Genomic DNA, 9,467 nt, shown 5'->3' with positions numbered 1-9,467 from the left:
TGTAGATACCATCTCTCATTTTAAGCTTCAAGGCCGTATTTAACTTTCTTGGAGCTTAAACGCTTCTTGGTTTTTTATTACGCCAAAACATATATGAATGAGCTTTCGCATATTTGCACACACAGCTTGCATCGGTGTTTTACCATTATTTATTAATGTTAACTTGTGTCGTTTTATTGTTTTATTCCATTGCCCTGCAACAATGGCCGCCATATAAAGTTTGCATCGAATTCTGGCTGGCCCAAGTTTACTGATTGATGTTCGCCCTTTTAATTTACCCGATTCATTATGCCGTGGGATTAATCCACAATAAGCTGCCGCTTCTTTGGCTTTATTAAATTTTTTAGCCGCAAACAAATACGTCAGCTCTCTCGATAATACGGGCCCTATGCCAGGGATAGACTCAAGTAGTTTCCTGTTTCTTTTTAAATCAGGTTCATTATCTATGTGGTTATCAATGTCAGATTTAAGCTGTTTAATTTCATCGTCTAAAAACGCGATAGTCACTTTTATCGATTGGCAAACACGTGCTGAAACGTTGCTGAATTCACTTGCTTCTAATCGGTTAGCTTCTCGTTGTCGGTTACTCTCAAGCGCATCTAAACGACGGATAAGGGCTTTAAGCTCTCTAACTTCTAATGCATCAGGTTGCCAATAACTAACGACTGCGTGCTTAGCACAGCCGTAATGAGCAAGCATCGTTGCATCAGATTTGTCTGTTTTATGAATTATGTTTAAAGCGTCTGCATACTTTTTAGCTTTACCGGGATTCGCTAAAATAATATTAAAGCCTTGCTCGTGTAAAAAATACATCAGTGCTTCATGATAAACACCCGTTGGTTCGAGGGTGATAACGAGCTCATTAGCAGCGCTTTTAGTTGTATTTAAAAGCCATTTTTCTATTGCTAAAAAGTCTTGATGCTTGTTTTTAAAGACTTTTGTTTTAATTTTGTTTGTAAGCTGGTCTCTCAACCACGATAAATCAATCTTCTCTTTACTAATATCAATGCCGATAAACATCATCTCTACTTACTCCCCTTGTACATACAGCATCTACTTAAATAAAAGTGTGCTTGGATACCATTCAGTTTCTGANTAAAAGTGTGCTTGGATACCATTCAGTTTCTGAGAATAGAAAGTCAGGGCTTTATCTACCGAGCAGTATTAAATACTAGACGCAGAGGCAAGCTCACTGACTTCGATGTGATAAATGATAGCTAATCATTTATCAACGAGAGATACAAGACGCTAAGCTTGCTTGCGTGATGGGCGAAGCCCATAAAAATTCAAACAAAAAACGCGGCGCTTAAATTACTATAGCGTCGCGCTTTTATATGCGTTGTATAAGTACGTCTAAACCAAATTACATGCTTTGAGCGTAGTTATATAGCGCCTTTAAAATTGTAAGATTTTTTTCGCTGTCGTCATGCTCATGCGCTAGGTTCTCAAGGGTGATCATAAAATCTTGCGCGTTAATCGATGGTTGATCTTCCCCGTGCATTAACTTGTTTTGGCAATACTGGCGCCATTGGTCAAGCTCTTGCTGGTTTAGCGTTTCAGGCCAGTTACGGGCGCGGTATCTAAACAACAAGGTATTAAACTTTTTATCTTCAAAGTCTAACTTCAACCCAGCCAATTCATCTGGTTTTGCATCACGAATAATCGCAAATTTAGCTTTATCAGCATGGCTTGTAAACCCATCGTAAAGTAAGTAGTCAACGTTAGTGGTTGCGCTGTAATCGCCTTGCTCGTTAAACACTTCGGTTACTTTATCGCGAAGGTCGGTATTGGCTTTTAAAATAGCTAAGTTAGCTAAGCACTGCTCGCGATCAATCCCAAGGCGGGCGGCATTTTCAGGCAATAACGTTTTAGCTGGGGCTAAAATAGGGCACTTGTTTAAATGCACTAGTTTTAAGCCAACAGGTAAATCGTCTTCGGCTAAATCTACACGTTTGGTGTATAAGCGTTTGCGTAACTCTTCTACGTTTAAATCAATGAGTACTTGCGGGTTTTGGGTTAAATCAAAACAAATAACTGCGTTTTTATTTACCGGATGAAAGCTCATTGGTGCAACCCAGCTTGTACAGCCTTGTGTTGCAGGTATGCGCGACGTGGTATGCACCAGCGGCGTCATGTTAAATACATCAACCAATTCAGCAAGGGCTTTTTTATTACGCAGCCCAAAAAAGAAGTTATACAGCTTTGGCTGCTTTTCTTTTATTAGCTTAGCCAGTGCAATAGTGGCGGTTACATCGCTTAGCGCATCGTGCGCTGCGGCGTGTTCAATACCATTGGCTACGGTTAAATGCTCTAACTTAAAGCTTGGGCTGCCGTCTTCTTTTAACGGCCATTCAATCCCTTCAGGGCGCAGCGCATAACAAGCACGTACTAAATCAATAATATCCCATCGGCTATTGTTATTTTTGTATTCACGCTCGTATGGGTCGTAAAAGTTACGGTAAAAGCTATAACGACTTACTTCGTCATCAAACCGAATACTGTTATAACCGGCAACACAGGTGTTTGGCACGCTAAATTCGGCATGAATTTTTGCTATAAACTCAGCTTCAACTAAGCCTTTTTTCATCGCCACTTGTGGCGTAATACCCGTAATTAAACACGCCTCAGGGTGGGGCAAGTAATCCGCTTGCGGCTTACAATATTCAATAAGCGGCTCGCCAATAATATTTAAATCAAGATCGGTACGAATACCCGCAAACTGGCTCGGTTTATCCTTTTGAGGGCTTGCTCCCCAAGTCTCGTAGTCGTGCCAGTAGATTGTTGCTTGATTTTGCTCTTGATATGCCATGCTGATAACCCTGAGTAGTTAACTTAAAAACGCCTAAATGCGCGCCAAGTTACTAAAATAATGAATTATTTAGATTATGGCATATGGGCGAGGGAGTTTATAGGTTTGGGTGAGAAATGATGTTTTAGTATATAGGGAGCTAATATTAGATATTGCTATTTTTAATTGGATAAAGCTAATCTTTATTTTAGCTGTAAATTTTTATAACTACTCATACATATACGATATTTTAGTTGCTTGTAAATAGGCAATATAAGTGTGCATAATGAGTTCATTGAATAATATATAAAGGACTAAAATATTGGAACAAGATGACAAGCTTAAAAATCTTGCAAATGCAGCAAAGAAGAATAACGACATAACAGAAAAAATAGTCGAGCGGTCAGTCACTTTTGCTCAAATCTGGTTTACTCTAATTGCACCAATAATAATTGGTTTCTCAGCAACCCTTATTACTACTGATAGAGATGTCCCGCTAAATGACTTAGTTTTTACATTCATCTTAATATCAATTATTTTTTTTGTACTAATCCATTTATTATTCACTTACGTTAATCATAACTACAGTAAGAAAGAGTCGTTGTATGCTGGAATTTTAGAAATGAAAAGGCATAAAGATGAAGAAGTGGGAGAACTAAGGACTGAGTTAGCTCAAAATAAAATAGGCTTAAGGAAGATGGCCGACATATACAGCAATCAGATATCGACACTTTATCTATCTGCTTATGCGGCTGATATGGCTATAGGCGATTTAAAAAAGATAGAAGAAAGTGATGAAGGTATTATTGAAAATAATTTTTGGAAAGAGATAACCGCATCTTTAGCTCCTATACTTCAGCCATTAGTTGTTGAGAGGGAAGCGTTGTTCAGCTTTGAGTCAGAAAGTAAATATAATATTGCTTTGTATTTTTATGATGAGGTTGCAGATGAGCTTAGTGTTGTTTGGAGAGATTGTGACAGCCGTTTACCACAACGTAATAGAAGTTGGAAGCCTGGTCATGGGCATATAGGCCTAGCCTTTCTTCATAAAGAAACAAAGCTTTGTCCTGACATTCAAACAAGTAGTGAGCTCAACTCAAGTTATAGTCAAGGAGATAGCGCTAATTACAGAAGCTTTATGTCAATACCTATACTTCGTTGTGATGACGATGGAAAAATAAATAATATAATGAAGCCTCTAGGTGTATTAGTCCTAACAAGCGCTAACCCAAATCAGTTTATAAAAGAAAGGGATTTTCAATTTCTATCTATTATTTCTAAGCATCTTGCCATATACTTAGCAGCAGTAGATGTGTTTTTAGCCCACAATACGTTAACCAAAAATGCATCGGATGCAGAGTGAAGGTAAGGTGTAATTATGAATTATAAAACTGAGATAAAAAAAAATACTAAGACTGAAAAATCAACCCAATCAGTGTGTATGTCCCAAGGTTTTAGATTAGTTCAAGCTATTACAAGTGAACCATTGAAAGTGGAAGAATGGTTTAGTAAGCAGAGACTGGAAAAACATAAATTTGCAAAAATGCTTGTTGGCTAGAAATAGTATAAAAACCCGTTCCCTAACGGGTTTTTCAATATTTGATGTATGTTTAGCTTCTTTCTTGTTTTTGTGCTTGCAATTTCATTAAAATAATTACCTTAATTACAAACGTATAAACTCACTCACTTTGCTTCTTTGGGAAGGATTAATAATGCAGTTAGGTTCACCTCTAAACTAGCTAATGCATTTCCTCAAGGTGAAATAGTAATAACAAATAAAAGCTATCACTACCCGCAAAATGATGAGCCAGAAATGGTTGTAGCCCAAGTAGTTAAGTTACTAGAACGCACTCAATAAGTTTAAGTTTCGTTGGTTGTTTTTATAAATATCAATTGTCGTAAATTAGTAATTTGGCATTAGACTAAAGTCTATAGGTTAGATTTATTCACTTATTAGGTTTGTTTTAATCGTTTGTCGGTTTTGTGTTAATTCTCTAAAGTTCAGTTGTCGGCAACAAGCACGGCTTAACCAACAGGACTACGACCATGAAACTTACTCTTATCAAAACTATCGCTCTTAGCTCACTACTTACATGTTCAGCTGCTGCAATGGCTGAGCAAAGTGATTACAAATTAATGGTTATTGAAACTGCAACAGCGCCACAGCAACTTGAGCAATCATTTAATAGCTGCGCACTGAATGTTAAGTCAAAAAATTACGCTGAGGCTGAAGCAATTTGTACTAAAGCAATCGCACTTTTAAAAGACGCAGATGGCCCTAAATTTAAAGTACGCCAACTTACATCGTTTGCATTAAGCAACCGTGGTGTTGCACGTTTAAAAGCGAACAACGACACTGCTGGCCTTGCTGATTTATACGAAGCAAACCAAATGTCTACAAGTACAATGGTATCGCACAACTTAACTCGCGCTAAAGAAGAGCTTTCTTTATAAACACTTTATAAAGTGCTTACCAAAAGCATGTTATAAAATAGCGAGAGTAAAAAAGCCCATGTTAGGTTAATTCCTAACATGGGCTTTTTTGTTTTATTTAATGCGTAAGTTAATACCTTAAATACGTTAATAGAGTAGGGTGTGTATTTATAATTAATATTTTGGGTATGCTTGTTTAGGCTACACGAATATAATGCGAGATAACCGTATAAAAAATAATACCCCTTCTGCTTTGCTTATTTTGAGCAAGGCATCATTAAATAAATATTGAGATTTAAACCATGGCACCAGGAACCAGCCTAAGCGTACTTGAAATAAGTGCGATATTTTTATCAATTACCGCGTTACTCACCTATGTAAACCATCGCTTTATTGGCTTGCCAACAACCATTGGCGTTATGGTTATTTCGATGCTTTTATCTATCGGCGCTATATTTTTAGGCTTTTTAGGGTTTGATGATCTTATAGATTACGAAGTGAGCTTGCTCGATCAGTTAGATTTTACTGAAGTTTTGCTCGATGGCATGCTCTCTATGCTGCTTTTTGCTGGGGCGCTACATGTAAATGTTAGCGATTTAAGGCGCTATAAATTGCCAATAGGTATTTTGGCCTGTGTTGGTACGTTGCTATCAACGGTTATTATTGCAGGCGCGCTTTATTTAGTACTTCCTTTGCTTGGTTTTGATTTAGCATTTATATGGTGTTTATTATTTGGCGCATTAATTTCGCCAACCGATCCGATTGCGGTAATGGGAATTTTACAATCTGCGGGGGCGCCTAAAAGTATTGAAACCGTGATTGCGGGTGAATCGTTGTTTAACGATGGTATAGGCGTGGTTATTTTTGTGCTTTTATTGGGTGTTTTATCAAGTGGTGATATTCCTACAACCTATTATGTAGCGCACACGCTGGCGGTTGAAGCCGGTGGCGGTATTGTTTTTGGTTTGGTATTAGGTGGTATTTTATATTACTTACTTAAAAGTATTGATAGTTACCAAGAAGAAGTACTACTTACTTTAGCGGGCGTTATTGGTGGTTATGCACTTGCAAGCCATTGGCATTTGTCGGGCCCACTTGCAATGGTAATGATGGGGCTAATGGTGGGCAATCATGGTCGTAGTATGGCTATGAGCGACAAAACACGCCATTACGTTGATTTATTTTGGGAGCTGATTGACGAAATTTTAAATGCCATTTTATTTGTACTCATAGGGCTTGAAGTCGTCATGATTGCATTTTCGAGTAATTTGTTTATTGCTGGTGGCTTAACAATTTTAATAGCGTTACTCGCACGTTTAATTGTTGTGGGTATAACAACCACTACATTTAATAAGCAATTAGAGTTGCCATCTGGCGCATGGAAAGTTTTAACCTGGGGTGGCTTGCGTGGTGGTATTTCGGTTGCACTGGTATTGCAACTACCTGATGGGAACGAGCGCGATATTTTATTAGCTCTCACTTATGCGGTTGTGGTGTTTTCTATTTTAATTCAGGGTTTGAGTATTGGTAAAGTAGCCAAAACTATCCGTTAAATATAAATTGGTTAGATCAAACCTGTTAAATGTAATTTTTAAAAAAGCGTGTGAAATAGCTGTATTTCACACGCTTTTTATTTTTCTTATAAAACAAAAGGGCAATTAAAACGTAAAGCTGAGTTGCACACCGCTGTAAATATGTTCTTGTGCTTCCCAGTAGTCGCCATCTATTTGGCGTGCTCGGGTAAATACTTCTACTTTAAATGGCTTAAAGTGATAACCCGCACCTATACCGGCGTAGCCGTCTATGTCGTTGTTCGATTTTTCTATTTGGTAGGTGTTATCGCCTCTATCGTTTTTAAAGGCGAGTTCGAACAGATCTAAGCCAAGCTCGGCGTATATAAAAAAGTCATTAAAATAACCAAGCTTCATTCCGTTGTCCCACGTTATAAATTCTTCTTGATCGCCTTGCTTATTATCGATTACAGCCGCGCCAATTGCGCTTGTAAAAACAACACCAAAGTTACTGTAATTTTGTTTGACCATCATTTCTACACCCGCAGATGTAATGCTGCTATCGCCATTAAATTCTGATTTTATAAACATACCGGTGTTAGGCATGTCATTACCGAGCAAAAGCCTTGCGTTAGCATTTTGGCTAAATGATAAAAGCGTGCTTAATAAAACAAAAAGAGGAAGTGTGTGTTTCAAAAAAGTTAATCCATTAATGATGAAAAGTTACCAGAACTGTAATTATAAATACATGACTTAGTATTGCATGTAATTAAATGTATAAATTTGTTTGATTGTTATTCAGCTACGCCAAAGTAAGGTGTTTAAAATAAAACCAACTAAAAAAAGGCATAAATAATTATATACATTTTAAAACGTAAAGTAGCGATTTTAGGCACGATTGTTGGTTCGTAAGTTATTTAAATATATAGAAAAAGTTTAAACGTATTAGACTAAGGTCTATAGGTTAATTTTTCTCACTTATTAGGTTTGTTTTAATCGTTTGTCGGGGTTGTGGTAATTCACTAAAGTTCAGTTGTCGGCAACAAGCACGGCTTAACTAATCAGGAATATAACCATGAAATTTACACTTATCAAAACTATCGCTCTTAGCTCACTATTAACATGTTCAGCTGCTGCAATGGCTGATCAAAGTGATTACAAATTAATGGTTATTGAAACTGCAACAGCGCCACAGCCACTTGAGCAATCATTTAATAGCTGCGCACTGAATGTTAAGTCAAAAAATTACGCTGAGGCGGAAGCAATTTGTACTAAAGCAATCGCACTTTTAAAAGACGCAGATGGCCCTAAATTTAAAGTACGCCAACTAACGTCATTCGCATTAAGCAACCGTGGTGTTGCACGTTTAAAAGCGCATAACGATACAGCTGCACTTGCTGATTTATACGAAGCATCAAAATTGTCTAACAGCTCAATGGTATCGCACAACTTATCTCGCGCTAAAGAAGAATTATCTCTATAAGGTCTTTTATAAAGTGCTTACTAAAGCATGATATAAAATAGCGAGAGTAAAAAAGCCGATATTGGGTTAAACCCCAACATCGGCTTTTTTGTGTTTATTAACTTTGTATTGTGCTATTAAAAAATAAAAAACGGTATTTTTATATTTATTGTTTAGTTGTTTTCATCGATTTTAACTAATTGTAATTACTAAGTATTTTTACAGGTGTTAGACTAAAGTCTATAGGTTAGATTTATTCACTTATTAGGTTTGTTTTTATCGTTTGTGGTAATTGAGCTAACACTCTAAAGTTTAGTTGTCGGCAACAAGTACGACTAACAAATACCAATTTTATTAAAACATGATTATTTTAGCGAATTAAATAACTCACTAACGGCGTTAAAAAATTACTTATATAGAACGACTATATTTCATAATTTTTGCCTTGTTATTAAGCTATTTACTTGACGCTAAAAAAGATCACTAGTTTAAACAATTGCCATAACAGGAATATAATCATGAAATTTACACTTTTAAAAACCATCGCTCTTGGCTCATTATTAACTTGCTCAGCTGCTGCAATGGCTAATCAAGGTGATTATAAATTAATGGTTATTGAAGACTCTGTAACTGCAGCACCTGCATTTGAAAAATCATTTAATAGCTGTGCTTTAACTGTTGAATCAAAAAACTACGAAGAAGCAGAAGCTATTTGTACACAAGCAATTGCTTTACTTAAGCAAAGCCATGGTCCGCGTTTAAAAGTACGTGAACTTACATCGTTTGCATTAAGTAACCGTGGTGTAGCGCGTATTAAGGCTCAAAAAGACACTGCTGGTATTTCTGATTTATATGAAGCGGTTCAAATTTCTAAAAACTCACTTGTAACGCATAACTTAACTCGCGCTAAAAAAGAGTTATCTTTATAAGAATGCTTGCATAAAGCGCTTATAATTTAGCGAGAGTATAAAAGCCCATATTAGGTAGCACCTAATATGGGCTTTTTTGTATGTTTGCATAACCGTAGTTACCTATTAAATACACTCCTTTTAATAAAACAGTTTTACTGAATAATAGTTCTCTTAAGAGTGATTTTTATAGCCTTACGTTACTAATTTATATTGGTAAGTACTTGTTACCTAAAACATAGATTTATAAATATAGAAACATAGGTAAAAATATTATTTTTTGACGTGACTCAACTGTGCAGTAAAACGGGATTATTTTATTTAAGTTGTTGTTTTTAATTAATAATAAAACCTAATGTCTTTGA

9 protein-coding genes and 1 pseudogene are annotated in these 9,467 nt (G+C 36.4%); 7 read left to right on the top strand and 3 right to left on the bottom strand.

The window, feature by feature from the left end:
• Positions 1-39: 39 nt before the first annotated feature.
• Together I6F43_RS11630 and sbcB are read right to left on the bottom strand one after the other, a co-directional pair.
• Positions 40-1,023, bottom strand: a complete 984-nt coding sequence (locus tag I6F43_RS11630; RefSeq protein WP_024599096.1) for an IS110 family transposase — start codon at positions 1,021-1,023, stop codon at positions 40-42.
• Positions 1,024-1,363: 340 nt separating this feature from the next.
• Positions 1,364-2,809, bottom strand: a complete 1,446-nt coding sequence (gene sbcB, locus I6F43_RS11625) for an exodeoxyribonuclease I (protein ID WP_002963201.1) — start codon at positions 2,807-2,809, stop codon at positions 1,364-1,366.
• Positions 2,810-3,110: 301 nt separating this feature from the next.
• Between sbcB and I6F43_RS11620 the strand changes: the two genes are divergently transcribed.
• The 5 genes and pseudogenes from I6F43_RS11620 to I6F43_RS11605 all read left to right on the top strand — a co-directional run bounded on the left by I6F43_RS11620 (position 3,111) and on the right by I6F43_RS11605 (position 6,774).
• Entirely contained in the window at positions 3,111-4,151 is a 1,041-nt protein-coding gene (locus tag I6F43_RS11620; RefSeq protein ID WP_197102437.1) for a GAF domain-containing protein, read from the top strand.
• 15 nt (positions 4,152-4,166) lie between these two features.
• Positions 4,167-4,346: a hypothetical protein gene (locus I6F43_RS11615; protein WP_197102435.1), complete on the top strand. Its 180-nt coding sequence runs from the start codon at positions 4,167-4,169 to the stop codon at positions 4,344-4,346.
• Positions 4,347-4,517: 171 nt separating this feature from the next.
• Positions 4,518-4,646: pseudogene (locus tag I6F43_RS20125) on the top strand (alpha/beta fold hydrolase); the annotation flags it as partial.
• Positions 4,647-4,834: 188 nt separating this feature from the next.
• Positions 4,835-5,242, top strand: a complete 408-nt coding sequence (locus tag I6F43_RS11610) for a hypothetical protein (protein ID WP_197102433.1) — start codon at positions 4,835-4,837, stop codon at positions 5,240-5,242.
• 281 nt (positions 5,243-5,523) lie between these two features.
• On the top strand, positions 5,524-6,774 hold the full coding sequence (locus I6F43_RS11605) for a cation:proton antiporter (protein ID WP_024590868.1): 1,251 nt from the start codon (positions 5,524-5,526) through the stop codon (positions 6,772-6,774).
• A 105-nt stretch (positions 6,775-6,879) separates the two neighbouring features.
• On the opposite strand, the gene I6F43_RS11600 is transcribed toward I6F43_RS11605, so the two are convergent.
• Complete coding sequence (locus I6F43_RS11600) at positions 6,880-7,428, bottom strand: hypothetical protein (RefSeq protein WP_197102432.1); 549 nt, start codon at positions 7,426-7,428, stop codon at positions 6,880-6,882.
• A 379-nt stretch (positions 7,429-7,807) separates the two neighbouring features.
• Between I6F43_RS11600 and I6F43_RS11595 the strand changes: the two genes are divergently transcribed.
• Entirely contained in the window at positions 7,808-8,215 is a 408-nt protein-coding gene (locus tag I6F43_RS11595) for a hypothetical protein (protein ID WP_024609350.1), read from the top strand.
• 497 nt (positions 8,216-8,712) lie between these two features.
• Positions 8,713-9,123 (top strand): hypothetical protein, encoded by a 411-nt coding sequence (locus I6F43_RS11590; protein WP_010553497.1) that lies wholly within the window; start codon positions 8,713-8,715, stop codon positions 9,121-9,123.
• Positions 9,124-9,467 lie beyond the last annotated feature (344 nt).

The sequence above is a fragment of the Pseudoalteromonas sp. NZS71_1 genome, assembly GCF_015864305.1.
GTDB lineage: Bacteria > Pseudomonadota > Gammaproteobacteria > Enterobacterales > Alteromonadaceae > Pseudoalteromonas > Pseudoalteromonas arctica.
This window is presented reverse-complemented; position numbering and strand designations above follow the sequence as displayed.

What these genes read in the sequence shown, in the direction of transcription:
- I6F43_RS11610 (WP_197102433.1), top strand. Translation starts at nt 4,835, where the DNA reads ATGAAACTTACTCTTATCAAAACTATCGCTCTTAGCTCACTACTTACA.
- I6F43_RS11615 (WP_197102435.1), top strand. Translation starts at nt 4,167, where the DNA reads ATGAATTATAAAACTGAGATAAAAAAAAATACTAAGACTGAAAAATCA.
- I6F43_RS11605 (WP_024590868.1), top strand. Translation starts at nt 5,524, where the DNA reads ATGGCACCAGGAACCAGCCTAAGCGTACTTGAAATAAGTGCGATATTT.
- I6F43_RS11590 (WP_010553497.1), top strand. Translation starts at nt 8,713, where the DNA reads ATGAAATTTACACTTTTAAAAACCATCGCTCTTGGCTCATTATTAACT.
- I6F43_RS11595 (WP_024609350.1), top strand. Translation starts at nt 7,808, where the DNA reads ATGAAATTTACACTTATCAAAACTATCGCTCTTAGCTCACTATTAACA.
- sbcB (WP_002963201.1), bottom strand. Translation starts at nt 2,809, where the DNA reads ATGGCATATCAAGAGCAAAATCAAGCAACAATCTACTGGCACGACTAC.
- I6F43_RS11630 (WP_024599096.1), bottom strand. Translation starts at nt 1,023, where the DNA reads ATGATGTTTATCGGCATTGATATTAGTAAAGAGAAGATTGATTTATCG.